Here is a 16,003-nt window from a genome sequence, read left to right as displayed (position 1 = left end):
CAGCAGCCCCAGGTACCATGAATTCCCGGGAAACGGGTGCCGGGAACAACGGGTCTGCCGGAATCCAGGTCCAACGGGAACCGGTGGAACCGGCGTCCGCCGCTGCCCCCAAGGCAGTCCCCAAGCCGGTGCAGGTGCGCCGCCACGGGACGCGGGCCAGACTTGCCCGCCTGGCCGGACGCGGCGGCACAGGGTACTCGCCCATGCTCGAGCCGCTGCTGCGGACCGTCCGCGCCAACAACCCGCGCGAAGACCTGGAACTCATCCAGCGCGCCTATCTCGTTGCCGAGCGCAGCCACGAAGGCCAGAAGCGCAAGAGCGGCGATCCATACATCACCCATCCCGTAGCCGTGGCGACCATCCTTGCCGAACTGGGCATGACGGGAACCACCCTGGCCGCCGCGCTGCTCCACGACACGGTGGAGGACACGTCCTACACGCTGGACGAACTCCGCAGCGAGTTTGGGCCGGAAGTCGCCATGCTGGTGGACGGCGTCACCAAGCTGGACAAGGTGACCTTCGGGGACGCCGCCCAGTCCGAGACCGTCCGCAAGATGGTTGTAGCCATGGCCAAGGACATCCGGGTCCTGGTGATCAAGCTTGCTGACCGGCTGCATAACGCCCGGACCTGGCGGTTTGTCTCCCCGGAGTCCTCCGCGCGCAAGGCACGCGAAACCCTGGAGATCTTTGCCCCGCTGGCCCACCGGCTCGGCATGAACACGATCAAGTGGGAACTCGAGGACCTGTCCTTCGCCGCACTGCACCCGAAGGTGTACGACGAAATTGTCCGGATGGTTGGTGACCGCACCCCGGAGCGCGAGAAATACCTCACCACCGTCCGCAGCCAGATCGCCGAAGACCTGCACAACGTCAAGATCAAGGCCACGATCACCGGCCGCCCCAAGCACTACTACTCGATCTACCAGAAGATGATCGTACGGGGTAAGGACTTTGACGACATCCATGACCTCATGGGCGTCCGCGTCCTGGTGGACTCCGTGCGGGACTGTTATGCCACCCTGGGCGCACTGCACGCGCGCTGGAACCCCCTGCCCGGGCGGTTCAAGGACTACATCGCAATGCCGAAGTTCAACATGTACCAGTCACTGCACACCACGGTGATTGGTCCGGGCGGCAAACCGGTGGAGATCCAGATCCGCACCCATGACATGCACCGGCGCGCCGAGTACGGTGTGGCCGCGCACTGGAAGTACAAGGACAGCGCCAAAAACGGCGGCACGGTCCCGGACAACACCGACATGGGCTGGCTCCGGTCCCTGGTTGACTGGCAGCAGGAAACCTCGGATCCGGACGAGTTCCTGGATTCGCTGCGCTTTGAAATCAATGCCCGCGAGGTCTTCGTCTTCACCCCCAAGGGCGAAGTGATGGCACTGCCGGCCGGCTCCACCCCCGTTGACTTCGCCTACGCGGTCCACACCGAGGTGGGTCACCGGACCATCGGTGCCCGGGTCAACGGGAAGCTGGTGCCGCTCAACAGCGAACTGCAGCACGGCGACTGGGTGGAGATCTTTACCTCCAAGGCCGAAGGTGCCGGTCCCAGCCAGGACTGGCAGGGCTTCGTCAAGAGCCCCCGGGCACGGAACAAGATCCGGCAGTGGTTCACCAAGGAACGCCGCGAAGAGGCGATTGAAAAGGGCAAGGACCTGCTCACCCGGGGCATGCGGAAGCAGAACCTTCCGCTTCAGCGCCTGATGAGTCATGACGCCCTGCTGGCCGTGGCGCAGGAACTGCACCACCAGGACATCTCCGCCCTGTACGCGGCGGTTGGGGATGGCCACACATCAGCTCAAAACGTCATCGAACACCTGGTCAACCTCATGGGCGGCCACCAGGGTGCCGAAGAGGACCTGGCGGAAACACCCGTGTCCTCGGCAGCGCGGCGGCCCAAGTTCTCCGACTCCGGCGTCACCGTGCGCGGTGTTGGCGATGTCTGGGTAAAGCTGGCCCGCTGCTGCACTCCGGTTCCGCCGGATCCGATCGTGGGCTTCGTGACCCGGGGTTCGGGTGTGTCGGTGCACCGCACCGATTGCCGGAACGTTCAGGAACTGCGGGACCAGCCGGACCGGATTGTTCCGGTGGATTGGGCTCCCACCCAGTCCTCCGTGTTCCTGGTGGAAATCCAGGTTGAGGCCTTGGATCGGAAGAGCCTGCTCTCGGACGTGACGCGTGTCCTGTCCGAGAACCACGTCAACATTCTCTCGGCCAGCGTCAACACCTCCAGTGACCGGGTAGCCATGTCCAAGTTTGTCTTTGAGATGGGCGACCCCAAGTACCTCAGCCACATCCTCAGCGCGGTCCGGCGGATCGACGGCGTTTACGACGTCTACCGCACTACGGGCAACCAGCGCCGCGTCTAGGGCAGTATGGTCTAGGGCAGGATCGCAGGACGGTCCGGTACCTCACCGCCTTGGGTGTCCGGGACCTCACCATCTTGGGTCTCCGGGACCTTATAGGCCCGGCAGCTACCCGTACCAGTGGACGCCTGCCCCGCGGAGGCGGCACCGGAACCATCCGGTACCGCCTCCGCCTTCTCCGATTCCGGGCCCTGCGATTCGGCGGCGGCTGCCTCAGCCAGCTCCACCGCTTCCAGTGCCCGCCGGGTGCCCGGCACACGGTGCCCGCTGCGCAGCAGCGTCCGGACGTAATGGAGCGGCGCATTGAGTCCGGGCTCACGGGACATCAGCAGCAGCACGTCTGCCGCTTCCGCGGGTGGGACGTGGAGTGCGACGTCGACGGCGGTGCGCAGCGGCTGTGTCACCGGCACCCCGCCCAGGTCCAGCCGGTCCGCCGGTCCCAGCATCACCTGGTGCAGCACCGCGCCGCTGAACGGCGGCAGCGAGGTGCTCCGCCGCCGGGAGTCCGCCAGCAGGGTCAGCAGCCGGGCTGGGGGAGCACACCCGTAGATCCAGGCCGCGGTAAGCCGCCCAAAGACATAGCGTCCCCGCAGAGCTGCTGGAAGATGATGATGGGCCGCCAGGGCCCGGGCCAGGGGACCCGGGCGCACATCCCAGCGCACATAGGTGGAGCCGTAGACCCGGGTAACCAGCAGATCCCGGCACATACCCTGCAGTTCCTCGGCCGAGAAGAGACCGCCCGGATGGAAAATGGCACCGCCGGTGGAGGTGACTTCCGGAATGGACCCCGGGGAGGGACTGGGCAGGGACATTCATCAAGGATGTCCTGCGGCCGGGAAATGCGAAAGGCCCGGACGCCGCCTGTGGAAAAGCGGAATCCGGGCCGTACAGCTGGCTGTGCTAGGAGAAATCCTGAGCTGAGCGCCGGAGGGTTTCCAGCCACTGCTTGCGGGCGTCCAGTGCCTCCTGGGCGTCAGCAATTTTCTTCGCGTTGCCGTCCTTCTGCGCGGCAGCAAGTTCGTCCTCGAGGGAGGCGATGGCTGCTTCGAGCTGGCTGAGTGCGCTGTTGGTGCGGGCCTTGGTTTCCGGATTGCTCCGCTGCCAGTGCTCGTCCTCGGCAGCCTTAACGGCTTCCTCAACCTTCCGGATGCCGGCCTCCATCCGGCCCATGTCTGCGCGCGGAACCTTGCCGGCTTCCTCCCAGCGGTCGCGGATGGACTGCAGTGCCTTGCGGGCGGCATTCAGGTCCGTCACAGGCAGGATGGCCTGAGCTTCCTTCAGCAGGGCTTCCTTGACCACCAGGTTGGAGGCGAACTCCTCGTCGATGACTTCATTGGCGGCCTGGCGGGCAGCGAAGAACTTGTCCTGGGCGGCGCGGAAGCGTGCCCAGAGAGCGTCGTCGTCCTTGCGGCTGGCCCGCTTGGAGGCCTTCCACTCGTCCATCAGGCTGCGGTACTCGGACGCGGTGTTGCCCCAGTCGGTGGACGTGGACAGTGCCTCGGCCCGGGCAATGAGTTCTTCCTTGGCCCGCTTGGCTTCAGCGTTCTCATTGTCCAGCTGGGAGAAGTAGGCCCGGCGGTGCCGGTCGAAGACGGTGCGGGCGGAACGGAACCGCTTCCACAGGGAATCCTCATTGCTGCGGCCCAAACGGGGTCCGTTCTTCTGCGCGGCCTTCCACGCTTCGAACAGCTCGTTCATCCGGTTGCTGCTGGTCTTCCACTGGATGGTGGCAGGGTCCTTGGCAGCAATTTCCTCGGCTTCCGCGACGATTGCCTCGCGGGCGGCAAGCTCACGGGCGCGGACGGCCTCGGCTTCGGCCCGCTCAGCCGCTTCCGCTGCCTTGATTTCCCCGGCCAGCGCTTCGATGCGGGCGTCGAGGGCAAGCACATCGCCCACCATCTTGCGCTCGGCAACCTGCTCGGCCAGATGCTTGAGGGTCTTGTGCATGTCTGAAGCCGGCGCCTTGGCGGCCACCCGGGCCTCCAGCAGCATGACCTGGCTGACGGCGTCGTCGTACTTGCGCACAAAATAGGCAAGCGCTTCATCCCGGGTCGCGTCCGGGTACTGGCCCACGGGGAACTCTTCGCTGCCCACGATCAGGAAAACGTGGCCGTCTTCCTCGACGCGGGCAAAGCGCGCGGCTTCTTCCAGCGGCGTGGTGTGTGCTGCCGGAGCGGCTACTACCGGTGCAGGCGCAGCGGCTCCGGGACGGGGCGCCGCCGGGGCAGCAGCCGGACGCCGCGCCGCAAAGGCGGCTGGGCTGGGCGCAGGGATGCGCTGATTGTCCGGAGCAGTCCCGGTGGTTTCGTCGGATTTCTGACTGTCTGTCACCGCTAAAAGTCTTTCACTCGATGGATGGCCGCTGAGCGAAGCCACTGTGCCATGTACTTGCCGTGCCATTTACTTCAGGGTAAACGAATCTATCGTCACCGGTGCTAGGGGTTTTCCGTCCTGGACGCCGTCTGCCGTCCCGGCAGCAGCGATGGATTCCACAACATCAAGCCCTGACGTTACCTTACCCATTATCGTGTAACCGCCGGTCTCCTGCGTTATGACCGAGTCCTTATAAACAATGAAGAACTGCGTACCATGCGAATCCGCGGTCCCCGCGCGGGCGACAGCCACTGTTCCGGCCGGATAGACGCCGTCGGCTGGAGAGTTTTCGACCGGACCCCACTGATAGCCGGGGTCCGAGGCCCCGGTGCCATCGGCGGATCCGCACTGGAGGACTCCCATGCTCTCCGCGGTGGTCAGCCGGTGGCAGTCCTTGCCGTCGAAGAAGCCGGAGTCAGCCAGGGATTTGAAGACGGACGCGGCCTGCGGGGCGGCGTTGCCGTCCAGTTCGATTCCCAGCTCGGATCCGTTCAGGGACAGGGTGCCCGTGAGCACCTGCCCTGCGGCCAGCGAGGGGTCCGGGATGGCCGAGGCGCTGTCAGTTGCCGCGGGAGTGGCCTTTGCCTGGCTTTCCAGCAGTGCCAGCTCCTCGGCCGTGGGATTGGAGGAGAACCAGAAGACCTGGAGTGCGACGGCCAGTGCCAGAACCAGGGCTCCGGCGATTCCCGCGTAAAGATTGTCCTTGGCGCGCCGCCGGCCCTGTTCCCGGACCAGTGCCTGGCGGGCTTCCATTCTGGCCACACGACGGCGGGTTTCGCGGTCGGTACGGTTGGTCACCTTCACCGCTGCCTCCTTTAATGAACCTTGGACTCGAATGAACCTGCGGCTTTAACAAACCTTTGGACGGGTGCCATGGCGGCGCCCGGGTGCTCTGCGGCACCCACAGGAGCAGAAGAGGCTAAAATGAGTGCCGCACACAGTTTATGCATGCAGCAGCTGTGCTTTCCCTGTATCCGGTTCCGGGCGCTCCTCTGCGCCCGCCTCCGCAAGCCGATCCACCCAAGGAGCTCTCCCGCATGGCACGCAAGGCCTCACTGTCCGGTTTCCCCGAATGGCTACCGCAGGAACGCCTCGTTGAGCTCCATGTGCTGGATGTGCTCCGGCGGACCTTTGAGCTGCACGGCTTCTCCAACATCGAGACCCGGGCAGTGGAAACCGTTGGGCAGCTGCTGCGCAAGGGCGAAATCGACAAGGAAGTTTACGCGCTCAGCCGGCTGCAGGCCGAGGAAGGCGAAAGCAGCGGCAAGCAGGATCCGAACCAGCTGGCACTGCACTTTGACCTGACCGTGCCGTTCGCCCGCTATGTGGTGGAAAACGCCGGCCACCTGGCCTTTCCGTTCCGCCGCTACCAGATCCAGAAGGTCTGGCGCGGCGAGCGTCCCCAGGAGGGCCGCGCCCGCGAATTCACGCAGGCGGATATCGACGTGGTGGGCGACGGCGAGCTGCCGTTCCGGTACGACGTCGAGCTGGCGCTGGTCATCGCTGAGGCCCTGGGTGCCCTGCCGATCCCGGACTTCCGCATCCGGGTCAACAACCGCAAACTGGCCGAGGGTTTCTACCGGGGGATTGGGCTGGAGGACACCGCCGGGGTGCTGCGCAGCATCGACAAGCTGGAGAAGGTTGGCCCGGCACGCGTCGCCGAGCTGCTGCAGGAAGAGCTTAGTGCCACCCCCGAGCAGGCGGAACTCGCACTGAAGCTCGCGTCCATCCGCACCGACGACGTTTCCTTCGCCTCGCAGGTCCGGGCCCTCGGCGTCACGAACGAACTGCTGGAGACCGGGCTCGATGAGCTGGAGCAGGTCATCGCTGAAGCGGCCAAGCGTGCCCCGGGCAAGGTCATCGCGGACCTCTCGATTGCCCGCGGCCTGGACTACTACACGGGCACCGTCTACGAGACAGTGCTGGTGGGCCACGAGCAGCTGGGTTCCATTTGCTCCGGCGGCCGCTACGATGCGCTGGCCACCAAGGGCAGCCGCACCTTCCCCGGCGTCGGACTCTCCATCGGTGTGACCCGCCTGGTGATGCGCATCCTCAGCCAGGAATTCGCTGAAGCCTCACGCGCGGTTCCCACCGCCGTCCTGGTGACCCTGGCCGACGACGATTCCTGGTCCGCGGCGCAGGATGTCGCCGCGGCACTGCGCGGCCGCGGGATCTCCGTTGAGGTGGCTGCAAAGGCGGAGAAGTTCGGCAAGCAGATCAAGTACGCTGACCGGCGCGGGATCCCCTTTGTCTGGTTCACCGCCGAAGACGGCAGCCACGAGGTCAAGGACATCCGGTCGGGTGACCAGGTTGCCGCTGATCCGGCCGTGTGGACCCCTCCGGCAGAGGACCTGCTTCCGCAGGTCACAGCCCGGAGCTGATTCCTTCCCCGGCTGATTTCATCCGAGGCTCATTCGTTGCACGGCTGAAACACGCCGCTTCCGGGTTGGGCAGGGAGGCTGGCCTATAGTGGCTGCATGAAAACCCCACTCCGGATCGGTTACGCGGCCATGCTGGAACAATTTCATCCGACGGAGGCCGTGGCTCTGTCCGCCTACGCGGAAGAGCGCGGCTTCTCCGGAGTGATGGCCGCGGACCATTTCCAGCCCTGGGTGCCGGCGCAGGGGCAGTCTGCCTTTGTCTGGAATGTCCTCTCCGCTCTGGGGGAGCGAACCAAGGGCGACATCGGTCCGGGCGTCACGGCGCCCACGTTCCGCTGGCACCCGGCGATGGTGGCCCAGGCCTCGGCGACCCTCGCTGCCATGTATCCGGGCCGGCACTGGCTGGGGCTGGGGTCCGGTGAGGCGCTGAATGAGCATGTGACGGCCCAGTACTGGCCGGAAGCCCCGGAGCGGATCAACCGCATGTTCGAGGCGATCGAGATCATCTCCAAGCTCTTCGCGGCTTCCTTGGCAGGCAAGGACGTGCGGCACAGCGGCACCTTCTACAAGATGGAATCGACGCGCCTGTGGACCATGCCGGAGGTTGCCCCGGAGATCCTTGTGGCCACTGCCGGTCCCGTGACCGCCAAGCGTGCCGGCAGGCACGCCGACGGCCTCATTACCGTGGGTGCTCCGCTGGAGAAAATCGAGGGTCTGTTTGCGCGGTTCGACGCCGGTGCCCGCGAGGCAGGTAAGGATCCGGACACCATGCCCAAGGTTCTGCAGCTGCACATGAGCTGGGCGCCGACCTACGAGGAAGCCCTCACCAACGCCATGACCGAATGGCCGAACGGCGGAATGAAGTTCCCGAAGGCGGATATCCGCTCGCCCTTCGAACTGGAGCAGATGGCCCGGCTGGTCCGCCCGGAGGACTTCGAAGGCCGGCTGCTGATTTCCGAGGATCCTGACGTGCACCGGGCCTACATCCAGAAATTCCTGGACCTCGGTTTTGACCGCGTCTACCTGCACAATGTGGGGCGAAACCAGCGCGAATGGATCGACACCTTCTCCGCCAGCGTTCTGCCGGAGCTGCACCGATGACACTGGACTGGACCCGGGACCTGCCGGCACCGGAAGCGTTGCGGGAACCATCGCCGGGCACCGGGGCATCCGCCCCGGGCACGGAACCCCCAGCGGCTGCGAGCCTGCTCATCACTCCGGTGCAGGGAATCGGAGAAATCCAGGCCGGGGACAACCTGGTGGAACTGATCGGTTGGGCCTGCGGCCGGGAGCTGCGCAGCGGGGACATCCTCGCGGTGACGTCCAAGATCGTGTCCAAGGCCGAGGGGCGGGTCCTGCCCGCGGACCGCCGGGACGACGCCGTCGAACAGGAAACTGTGCGGGTGGTGGCCAGCCGCGCGCATGCGCATGGAATCACGCGCATTGTGGAGAACCGGCTCGGTATTGTGGCCGCAGCTGCCGGCGTGGACGCCAGCAACACTGCCGAAGGCACAGTCCTGCTGCTGCCGCTGGATCCGGATGCGTCTGCCCGCAGGCTCTGCCGGGGGCTGAAGCGGGACTGGGACGTCGACGTCGGCGTGGTAATTACCGATACCCTGGGCCGGCCGTGGCGGCAGGGACAGACCGACGCCGCCATCGGTGCTGCTGGACTGAACGTGCTGCTGGATCTGCGCGGGCTGCCGGACAGCTCCGGACGGCCAATGTCGGCCACCGTTACGGCGGTGGCCGATGAGATAGCCGCAGCCGCCGATCTGGTGAAAGGAAAAACCTCCGGGGTCCCCGTTGCCCTGGTCCGCGGGCTGGAGGCACTGGTCACGGTTGGCGGAATGGACCGGGACCCCGGTGCCAAGGCCCTGCTGCGTCCGGCGGAGGAGGACATGTTCCGGCAGGGTTCCGCTGAAGCTTTCGAGGACGGACGGCGCAGCGGAACCCGGTCCGGCTACAACGCCGGATACGACGACGGCCACGCTGCGGGTTATGAAGACGGGTATGCAGCCGGCTACGCTGCGGCAGCGTCCGAAGCCCGCCGCCGTGCCCGTTCCACCGGGGGCTGAGCAGGGGAGCGCCGGGAACTCCGGATGGCGGGATCGCCGGCGGTGCGGCTGGCGGGATCCGCGGCGGCCCGGGACAGGTTTGCAAACCCGCAGCCTAACGGCTGAGCGCGATCAGGGGACGTCCCGTTGCCGGGTGGACGAGCAGCGTGGCATTAACGCCGTAAACCCGGCGGATCAGCTCCGGGGTCAGGATCTCCCTGGCCGGTCCGGCCGCCGCCACCCGTCCTGCGCTGAGCACGATCAGGTGCGAGCAGGAGGAGGCTGCATGGTTGATGTCATGCAGGGCGGCTGCGACGGCGAGCCCTTCCGCAGCCAGGTCCTGCAGCAGATCCAGGGTTTCCAGCTGGGCGGCGGCATCCAAATGGTTGGTGGGTTCATCCAGCAGCAGCACCGAGGGTTCCTGTGCCAGCGCCCGGGCCAGCTGCACCCGCTGCCGTTCGCCGCCGGAAAGGGTCGGGTACATCCGTTCCGCCAGCCGCTGGGCGCCGGCCGCCGTCAGCGCCCGCTCCACCGCAGCAGAATCCCCGGGTCCGTCCGCGGCGAACAGGCTCCGGTGGGGTGTCCGGCCCAGGGCCACCACCCCGCGGACCGGCTGGGCGACGTCGTCGGGCAGGGACTGCTCCACCAGGGCGATGCTGCGGGCGCGCTCCCGGGCGCTGATCCGGGTCAGCGGGTGTTCGCCCAGCAGGACGGTGCCGGAGTCTGCCGGGAGGACACCCGCGAGCAGATACAGCAGAGTCGACTTGCCGGCCCCGTTGGGCCCCAGGATGCCCGTTACCGTTCCCGGACGAAGACTGCAGCTGACGCCGTCCACCAGTGTTTTCCCGCCCCGGGTCACCGTGACGCGGTCCGCGCTCAGCTGCAGCTGCTTGACCGTGCGGCCGCTGGCAGGGGCAGAGGTCCGGACTGTGCTCATGAGATGCTCCGCCGGCGAAGCAGCAGGACGATGAAAACGGGGGCACCGATCAGTGCGGTCACGATTCCGACCGGGATTTCCCGCGGCTCGAAGACCGTCCGTGCAGCGGTATCCGCGAGGACCAGGAACAGCGCTCCGGCCAGCGCCGAGAGCGGCAGGAGAGCACGGTGCCCGGACCCGGCAATCAGACGGACGGCATGGGGAAGCACCAGACCCACAAACCCGATGGAGCCGCTGACGGAAACCAAGGCTCCGGTCAGCAGCGCGGTGGCGCCCAGCAAGGTCCACCGCACGGTGGGCACCGGTACCCCGAGAGCTGAGGCGGCGGTGTCACCAAAGGCAAAGGCATCCAGGATCCGGCCGCAGAACAGCAGCGGAACGCCCACCACCGCCAGGACCGGAAGGGCGATGCCGACACTGCTCCAGCCCGCTCCCGCCAGGGATCCCATCAGCCAGCCCAGCACCTCACGGTAGGAATCGCCCTGGGCCGTCCAGAACACAACGAAGGACGCGCCCGCGGCGGCAAGCGAAGACACCGCCAGACCGGCAAGGATCGTCCGGGTGGGCGTGATGGTACCCAGTGCCCCCGCAAGCGTGAGCGTGAGGACCATGGCGAGCATGGCCCCGGCGAAGGCGGCGGCGGGAAGCGCGACGGCGGCACCCAGGAGAAGCACGGAAACCGCTCCCAGGGATGCACCGGAGCTGAGGCCCAGGAGATAGGGATCGGCCAGGGGATTACGGGTCAGCGCCTGGATCACCGCTCCGCAAAGCGCCAGCCCGGCACCGACAGCCGCCGCCGTCAGCAGGCGGGGGAGCCGCAGTTCGCGGATGATCGCTTCCTGGATGGGACTGAGGGCGCTGTTGCCCGGGGAAACCAGGGCCAGCCAGGCCTCACGCGGGCCCAGACCTGCCGGACCCACTGTCAGGGCCCAGAGCATCGCCGCCGCCAGGGCCGCAGCAAGGACGACGGCGAGAAGCCGGGCGCGGGGCCGGGCGGGACGCAGTTCCGGTACGGCGGCGTGCGCCGCAGCCGGTCCGGCCCCGGGAACTGGCCCGGTCCCGGATACTGGCCCGACCCCAGGCACCGGCCCGGTTTCGGGCACCGGACCGGTTGCCGGCTGGCCGACCCGGGTGTCAGTCAAGCGCCGCGGCCTGGTCGGCCAGGGACCGGACGGTTTCAACATTCCGGACCCCGGCTTCAGAGGCAGCGAACGGCACCACCAGATACCGGCCCTCCCGCACGGCTGTGAGCTGGGAAATGACCGGGTGGGATTCGAGTACGGCTTTTTTCTTCTCCACGCTGCCCCAGGCCGAATCCACGAGGACAATCACATCCGGATCCGCGGCTGCCACTGCCTCCCAGGAATACGGGCTCCAGGCCTGCTTGATATCTGCGGCGATGTTCTCCAGGCCGGCGGCTTCCAGCATCAGCTGCGGTGCCCCGCTGCCCGCGCCGACATAGGGGGTGTCTGAACCGGAGCTGTACCAGAGGGCCGTGAGCCCGGCTTCCGAGCGCTGTATTCCGGCAAGTTCAGTGCGCTGCGCGTCCACAAGTTCCTGTGCGGCCTCCGGTGCGCCAAACAGGTCCCCGGCCTCAGTGATCGAAGCGAAAACATCGTCGAAGGTCAGAGGATCCGGACGGTAGCCGTCCTCCTGGCAGGCAGCAGGGGAGACGTAGCTGTTGATGCCCAGTTCCGCCAGCTGGGTGCGTTCCCCGGCGCCGTCAGCGGAGAAGTTTGATTCCCAGCCGGCGAAGACCAGATCCGGTTCCAGGGCCAGGACTGCTTCCCGGGAGGGAACCTTTTCGGCCAGGACCGGTGGAGCGGTGGCCGGAGCCCACACTTCGGGCACCGGGCCGTCAGAGAACGCCGTTCCCACAATCTTCCCGCCAAGCCCGAGGGCCAGGAGCATCTCCGTGGATGTGGACTTGATCGTGACCACCCGTTCGGGTGCGGCACTGAGGGTCACGGGAGTTCCGCAGTTATCCAGGGTCAGCGGGTACGCCGGAGTTTCCGGCGCGGCGGTTTCCCCGGTGGGTGCAGCCGCCGCCGGGTCTTCGGCTGGTCCGGCGGAACAGCCGGAAAGCAGCGCCGCGGCGCAGAAAACTGCTGCTGCAGCCAAAGGCGCGGTCCGCCGTCGGGCTCCGCCGGCTGCAGGGGCAGGGTGGGAAGCGGTGGTTCGGAAACGTGACATGTGACCTCGCTGGTGGGATTTGGGCGGGACCGATGGGTTATGCACCGGAAAGATTTCCGGGGAACCCAGAAGAGCATCTTGGCCAGGGCCCAAATCGGGGCCGGCGGATCCCGGCCAGACCGGCCGTAGAAACGTTGCCTGCCGCCGGGCTGAAAGCGTACCTGCGGCAATTTCTACACTCTTGCAGAACCGGCGCGCATAGCCAAGGATGTCGGGCACGGAGAAAACAGTTGCCCCGCAGCTTTAATGCCTCCGAAACGCAGGGGAAATCTTTGGCCCAAAGGATATGGAGAGACCCTGGCGGTCTTTTCGGAACAAGGTGGCAGGAGTGCTGCCGGAAGGTTGAGGCTGTTTTGACAACTGTCCGTACCGCACTGACCCAGACAACGTGGACCGGCGACGAGGAATCCATGGTCGCCAAGCATGAGGACTTCGTCCGGCGGGCAGCCGCGGAAGGCGCGCAGGTTATTTGTTTCCAGGAGCTCTTTCACGGCCCGTACTTCGGGATCGTCCAGGACAGCAAGTACTACGAATACGCGCAGAACGTGCCGGGCCCGCTGACCGAGCGTTTCTCCAAACTCGCCGCTGAGCACAACATGGTGATCATTCTTCCGGTCTATGAGGAGGAACAACCGGGTGTCTACTACAACACCGCCGCGGTGATCGATGCGGACGGAACCTATCTGGGTAAATACCGCAAGAACCATATCCCGCATGTGGAGAAATTCTGGGAGAAGTTCTATTTCCGTCCTGGGAACCTCGGCTGGCCCGTATTCGACACCGCCGTCGGAAAAGTCGGCGTCACCATCTGTTACGACCGGCACTTCCCGGAGGGGTGGCGGGTGCTGGGGCTGAATGGTGCGCAGCTGGTCTTTAACCCCAACGCCTCCAAACCAGGACTCTCCAACCGGCTCTGGGACCTGGAACAGCCCACAGCGGCGGCCGCCAACGGCTATTACGTGGTGGTGCCGAACCGGGTAGGTGAGGAAACCAACGAGTTCGGTGAAGAAGCCGTTGATTTCTATGGAACGTCCTATATCGCGGACCCGCAGGGCAATTACGTCGGAGAGCGCGGCGCGCGGGACGGGGAGGAGCTGATGATCCGGGACCTGGATATGGACCTGGTCCGAACGGCCCGGAACAACTGGCAATTCTACCGGGACCGGCGTCCCGATGCCTACAACCCGATCACCGCCCCATAGGCAGGGCCCGGCCGTAACCGAACGAAGGGCAGGAACGTTTTATGGCAACAACACTGATCTCCGGTGGCACTGTCGTCACCGCCACCGGCCGCAGCGCTGCGGATGTTCTGGTGGATGGAGAGAAAATCGCCGCCGTGCTTGCTCCCGGTTCTCCGCTGCTGGGCCACGACCTTGCCGCGGGCGTGGACACGGTCCTGGACGCCACCGGCAAATACGTCATTCCCGGCGGCATCGATGCCCACACCCATATGCAGATGCCCTTTGGCGGCACCGAAGCCTCCGATACCTTCGAGACCGGAACCCGGGCGGCCGCCTGGGGCGGCACCACCACGATTGTGGACTTCGCAATCCAGCGCTACGGGGAGCGGGTGATGGACGGGCTGGCCGCCTGGCATGAGAAAGCCGCCGGGCAATGCGCCATCGACTATGGCTTCCACCAGATCATCGGCGACGTCAACGACGATTCGCTCAAGGCGATGGAAGCCCTGCCGGACGAAGGCGTCTCCAGCTACAAGCTCTTTATGGCCTATCCCGGGGTGTTTTACAGCGACGATGCGCAGATCTACAAGGCCATGCGGGTGGGTGCCGAGACCGGGCTGATGACCATGATGCACGCCGAGAACGGTCCCGCGATCGACGCGATGGTCGCTGAGCTGCTGGCGCAGGGCAAAACCGACCCCTACTACCATGGCGTGGCACGGGCCTGGCAGATGGAAGAGGAAGCCACGCACCGGGCCATCATGCTCGCGAACCTCACCGGAGCTCCGCTGTACGTGGTCCATGTGTCAGCCAAGCAGGCGGTTGAGCAGCTGGCCGCGGCCCGGGACAACGGGCAGAACGTGTTTGGCGAAACCTGCCCGCAGTACCTTTACCTTTCGTTGGAGGACCAGCTCGGCGCCGAAGGCTTCGAGGGCGCCAAATGGGTCTGCTCGACGCCGCTGCGGTCCAAGCACGAACACCATCAGGACCACATGTGGCAGTCACTGCGCACCAACGACATCCAGATGGTCGCCACCGACCACTGCCCGTTCTGCATGAAGGGCCAGAAGGATTTAGGGGTGGGGGACTTCTCCAAGATCCCGAACGGCATAGGCTCGGTGGAACACCGGATGGACCTGATGTACCAGGGCGTTGTCGACGGAAAGATCAGCCTCGAACGCTGGGTCGAAATCACCAGCACGACGCCGGCACGCATGTTTGGCATGTACGGCACCAAGGGCGTGATCGCCCCCGGTGCCGACGCCGACGTCGTTATTTACGATCCGAACGGCCACACCTCGATCGGACTGGGGAAAACCCACCACATGAACATGGACTACTCCGCCTGGGAGGGCTACGAGATTCAGGGTCATGTGGACACCGTGATGTCCCGCGGCACGGTGGTCGTCAGCGGCAACCAGTATGTGGGCAGCAAGGGCCACGGACGCTACGTCCACCGCGCAACCAGCCAGTACCTGGTCTAGGGGGAGTCATGGAATTTGGTGCGGTACTGCAGTGCAACCCACCCGCGCAGCGGACAGTGGCCCTGGCCAAGCTGGCCGAGGAACACGGGTTCGACTACGTCTGGACCTTCGATTCGCACCTGCTCTGGCAGGAGCCCTACGTGATTTACAGCCAGATCCTGGCGGAAACCCGCGCCATCAAGGTGGGGCCCATGGTCACCAACCCGGCCACCAGGGACTGGACGGTAACGGCGTCAACCTACGCGACGCTGAACCAGATGTACGGAAACCGGACAGTGTGCGGAATCGGGCGGGGGGACTCCGCGGTGCGGGTGACCAACGGTGCGCCGACCACGCTGAAGACACTGCGGCAGGCCATCCACGTGATCCGCGAACTCGCGAACTCACGTCCTGTTGAGTACAACGGCGCCACCCTGCAGTTCCCGTGGAGCAAAGGCTCGGAACTGGAAGTGTGGGTGGCAGCATACGGGCCGCTGGCGTTGAAGCTCACCGGCGAAATAGGCGACGGGTTTATTCTGCAGCTTGCCGACGTCGACATCGCCGAATGGATGATCCGCACCGTGCGGCAGGCCGCAGCGGACGCCGGCCGGGATCCGGACAGCATCTCCTTCTGTGTTGCCGCTCCCATGTACATCGGGACCGACCTGGAGCACATGCGCAATCAGTGCCGCTGGTTCGGGGGCATGGTGGGCAATCACGTGGCGGATATCGTTGCCAAATACGGTTCGGATTCCTCCGTCCCGCAGGCACTGACGGACTACATATCCGGGCGCCACGGCTACGACTACAACGAGCATGGACGGGCAGGGAATACCCACACCGACTTTGTCCCGGATGAAATCGTGGACCGGTTCTGCATCCTCGGCACGGCCGAAGAGCACATGGAGAAGCTGGAGAAGCTCAAGGCGCTGGGGGTCACCCAGTTCGCCGGTTATCTCCAGCACGACAACAAGGAAGAAACCCTGCGGGTTTACGGCGAGACCGTCATTCCTGCCCTGCGCGAGAACGTGGCCGCCAAAGCATGA

General features: G+C 65.8%; 13 protein-coding genes. 7 read left to right on the top strand and 6 right to left on the bottom strand.

The window, feature by feature from the left end; genetic code table 11:
* Positions 1–17 precede the first annotated feature (17 nt).
* Entirely contained in the window at positions 18–2,378 is a 2,361-nt protein-coding gene (locus H9639_RS03060; RefSeq protein ID WP_191806627.1) for a RelA/SpoT family protein, read from the top strand.
* Between the two features lie 11 nt (positions 2,379–2,389).
* Here H9639_RS03060 and H9639_RS03055 read toward each other — a convergent pair whose 3' ends face one another.
* The 3 genes from H9639_RS03055 to H9639_RS03045 form a co-directional block, all read right to left on the bottom strand.
* Entirely contained in the window at positions 2,390–3,187 is a 798-nt protein-coding gene (locus H9639_RS03055) for a hypothetical protein (protein WP_191806626.1), read from the bottom strand.
* A gap of 88 nt (positions 3,188–3,275) precedes the next feature.
* Complete coding sequence (locus H9639_RS03050) at positions 3,276–4,706, bottom strand: DUF349 domain-containing protein (RefSeq protein WP_404799709.1); 1,431 nt, start codon at positions 4,704–4,706, stop codon at positions 3,276–3,278.
* Positions 4,707–4,775: 69 nt separating this feature from the next.
* Positions 4,776–5,546, bottom strand: coding sequence for a peptidylprolyl isomerase (locus H9639_RS03045; protein WP_404799708.1), 771 nt, complete (start codon positions 5,544–5,546; stop codon positions 4,776–4,778).
* 239 nt (positions 5,547–5,785) lie between these two features.
* On the opposite strand from H9639_RS03045, the gene hisS reads away from it, so the two are divergent.
* The 3 genes from hisS (at position 5,786) to H9639_RS03030 (ending at position 9,204) form a co-directional block, all read left to right on the top strand.
* Positions 5,786–7,129 carry a histidine--tRNA ligase gene (hisS, locus tag H9639_RS03040; protein ID WP_191806623.1) on the top strand — a complete coding sequence of 448 codons (1,344 nt, stop codon included), beginning with the start codon at positions 5,786–5,788 and terminating at the stop codon, positions 7,127–7,129.
* 96 nt (positions 7,130–7,225) lie between these two features.
* Positions 7,226–8,230, top strand: a complete 1,005-nt coding sequence (locus H9639_RS03035) for a TIGR03557 family F420-dependent LLM class oxidoreductase (RefSeq protein WP_191806622.1) — start codon at positions 7,226–7,228, stop codon at positions 8,228–8,230.
* Positions 8,227–9,204, top strand: coding sequence for a coenzyme F420-0:L-glutamate ligase (locus H9639_RS03030; RefSeq protein WP_191806888.1), 978 nt, complete (start codon positions 8,227–8,229; stop codon positions 9,202–9,204). Before H9639_RS03035 ends, H9639_RS03030 begins: the two co-directional genes overlap by 4 nt.
* Positions 9,205–9,298: 94 nt before the next feature.
* On the opposite strand, the gene H9639_RS03025 is transcribed toward H9639_RS03030, so the two are convergent.
* From H9639_RS03025 to H9639_RS03015, 3 genes are all read right to left on the bottom strand, one after another.
* Complete coding sequence (locus H9639_RS03025; RefSeq protein ID WP_191806621.1) at positions 9,299–10,120, bottom strand: ABC transporter ATP-binding protein; 822 nt, start codon at positions 10,118–10,120, stop codon at positions 9,299–9,301.
* Entirely contained in the window at positions 10,117–11,124 is a 1,008-nt protein-coding gene (locus H9639_RS03020) for a putative F420-0 ABC transporter permease subunit (protein ID WP_404799721.1), read from the bottom strand. Before H9639_RS03020 ends, H9639_RS03025 begins: the two co-directional genes overlap by 4 nt.
* A 130-nt stretch (positions 11,125–11,254) precedes the next feature.
* Complete coding sequence (locus H9639_RS03015; RefSeq protein WP_191806619.1) at positions 11,255–12,313, bottom strand: putative F420-0 ABC transporter substrate-binding protein; 1,059 nt, start codon at positions 12,311–12,313, stop codon at positions 11,255–11,257.
* A 353-nt stretch (positions 12,314–12,666) separates the two neighbouring features.
* Between H9639_RS03015 and H9639_RS03010 the strand changes: the two genes are divergently transcribed.
* Genes H9639_RS03010 through H9639_RS03000 form a run of 3 tightly spaced genes read left to right on the top strand, consistent with a single transcriptional unit; the run spans position 12,667 to position 16,003 of the window.
* Positions 12,667–13,515: a nitrilase-related carbon-nitrogen hydrolase gene (locus H9639_RS03010; RefSeq protein ID WP_191806618.1), complete on the top strand. Its 849-nt coding sequence runs from the start codon at positions 12,667–12,669 to the stop codon at positions 13,513–13,515.
* 41 nt (positions 13,516–13,556) lie between these two features.
* Positions 13,557–14,978: a dihydropyrimidinase gene (gene hydA / locus H9639_RS03005; RefSeq protein ID WP_191806617.1), complete on the top strand. Its 1,422-nt coding sequence runs from the start codon at positions 13,557–13,559 to the stop codon at positions 14,976–14,978.
* A gap of 8 nt (positions 14,979–14,986) precedes the next feature.
* Positions 14,987–16,003, top strand: a complete 1,017-nt coding sequence (locus H9639_RS03000) for a TIGR03842 family LLM class F420-dependent oxidoreductase (RefSeq protein ID WP_191806616.1) — start codon at positions 14,987–14,989, stop codon at positions 16,001–16,003.

Source organism: Arthrobacter gallicola (assembly GCF_014836775.1).
Lineage (GTDB): Bacteria > Actinomycetota > Actinomycetes > Actinomycetales > Micrococcaceae > Arthrobacter_B > Arthrobacter_B gallicola.
Note: the sequence above shows the minus strand (reverse complement) of the source record. Positions and strands in the feature narration are given on the sequence as shown.

What these genes read in the sequence shown, in the direction of transcription:
- H9639_RS03060 (WP_191806627.1), top strand. Translation starts at nt 18, where the DNA reads ATGAATTCCCGGGAAACGGGTGCCGGGAACAACGGGTCTGCCGGAATC.
- H9639_RS03055 (WP_191806626.1), bottom strand. Translation starts at nt 3,187, where the DNA reads ATGTCCCTGCCCAGTCCCTCCCCGGGGTCCATTCCGGAAGTCACCTCC.
- hisS (WP_191806623.1), top strand. Translation starts at nt 5,786, where the DNA reads ATGGCACGCAAGGCCTCACTGTCCGGTTTCCCCGAATGGCTACCGCAG.
- H9639_RS03030 (WP_191806888.1), top strand. Translation starts at nt 8,227, where the DNA reads ATGACACTGGACTGGACCCGGGACCTGCCGGCACCGGAAGCGTTGCGG.
- H9639_RS03000 (WP_191806616.1), top strand. Translation starts at nt 14,987, where the DNA reads ATGGAATTTGGTGCGGTACTGCAGTGCAACCCACCCGCGCAGCGGACA.
- H9639_RS03015 (WP_191806619.1), bottom strand. Translation starts at nt 12,313, where the DNA reads ATGTCACGTTTCCGAACCACCGCTTCCCACCCTGCCCCTGCAGCCGGC.
- H9639_RS03025 (WP_191806621.1), bottom strand. Translation starts at nt 10,120, where the DNA reads ATGAGCACAGTCCGGACCTCTGCCCCTGCCAGCGGCCGCACGGTCAAG.
- H9639_RS03035 (WP_191806622.1), top strand. Translation starts at nt 7,226, where the DNA reads ATGAAAACCCCACTCCGGATCGGTTACGCGGCCATGCTGGAACAATTT.
- hydA (WP_191806617.1), top strand. Translation starts at nt 13,557, where the DNA reads ATGGCAACAACACTGATCTCCGGTGGCACTGTCGTCACCGCCACCGGC.